1 protein-coding gene is annotated in these 1,516 nt (G+C 68.3%); it reads left to right on the top strand.

Features of this window, described 5'->3' with window-relative positions; translation table 11 throughout:
* Positions 1-73 precede the first annotated feature (73 nt).
* On the top strand, positions 74-1,516 hold a 1,443-nt coding region (locus tag ACXJKH_RS20355), incomplete at its 3' end, for an NAD+ synthase (protein ID WP_457322085.1).

Here is a 1,516-nt window from a genome sequence, read left to right as displayed (position 1 = left end):
GCCAACGATCGCGTGGTTGCCGGCCAGCGGCCGGCACTACAATGAGCGCATTGCAACCACTGGCTGGACCTTCATGGCTTCGATCCGCATCGCGATGGCGCAGTTTGATTTCCCGGTGGGCGCGGTGGCGCAGAACACCGACAACATCATCGCGATGATCGCCGAGGCGCGTGATGAGTACGGCGCCGAGCTGGTGGTGTTCCCGGAACTGGCGATCAGCGGCTACCCGCCGGAAGACCTGCTGCTGCGTCCGGGCTTCCTGTACGACTGTGAGCAGGCGCTCACGCGCATCGCCGCCGCCGCAACCGGCATCGCCGTCGTGGTCGGCTGGCCGCAGGCGGCCGGTGCGGTGGTCTACAACGCCGCCAGCGTGCTGCGCGATGGCAAGGTGGAGCACACCTACCGCAAGCGCGAGCTGCCCAATTACGCGGTGTTCGACGAGCGCCGCTACTTCGACGTGGACCCGGACGGTGGCAGCTGCGTGTTCGAGCTGAAGGGCGTGCCGGTCGGCGTGCTGATCTGCGAGGACCTGTGGTTCGCCGAGCCGCTGGCCGACACCGTGCGCGACGGTGCGCAGCTGGTGCTGGTGCCCAACGCCTCGCCCTATGAGCGCGGCAAGCATGCCCAGCGCGATGCGCTGCTGGCCGAACGCACGCGTGAGAGCGGGGCGGCGATCGCCTACCTCAACGTGGTCGGTGGCCAGGACGCACTGGTGTTCGATGGCGCCTCGGTCGTGGCCGACGGCGACGGCACCGTGCACCCGGCCGCGGCGGCATTCACCGACCAGTGGCTGGTGGTGGATTACGACGCGCAGACGCGCCGTTTCCTGCCGCGCGAGTGGATCGACGACGGCGATGAGAGCATGGACGCGCTGGCCTGGCGCGCGGTGACCCGTGGCATCCAGGATTACTGCCGCAAGAACGGCTTCAAGAAGGTGTGGCTGGGTCTGTCCGGCGGCATCGATTCGGCGCTGGTGCTGGCCATGGCGGTGGACGCGCTGGGCGCGGACAACGTCACTGCGGTGCGGCTGCCGTCGCGCTATACCGCCGGCGTGTCCAACGACCTGGCTGCCGAGCAGTGCCGCGCGCTGGGCGTGAAACTGGAAGCGGTGTCGATCGAGCCGGTGTTCGAGGGGCTCATGGCTGCGCTCGGCCCGATGTTCGAAGGGCAGGCTGCCGACGTCACCGAAGAGAACCTGCAGTCGCGCAGCCGCGGCGTGATCCTGATGGCGCTGTCGAACAAGTTCGGCGGGCTGCTGCTGACCACCGGCAACAAGAGCGAGTATGCGGTGGGTTACGCGACCATCTACGGCGACATGTGCGGTGGCTATGCGCCGCTCAAGGACCTGTACAAGACCGAGGTGTTCGGCCTGTCCAAGTGGCGCAACACCGTGGGCGGCGCGCCGGTGATTCCGCCGGCGGTGATCAGCCGCCCGCCCTCGGCCGAGCTGCGCGACAACCAGACCGACCAGGACTCGTTGCCGGCCTACGACGTGCTCGATGGCATCCTGTACCGC

Source organism: Stenotrophomonas sp. P5_B8, assembly GCF_054049855.1.
This window is presented reverse-complemented; position numbering and strand designations above follow the sequence as displayed.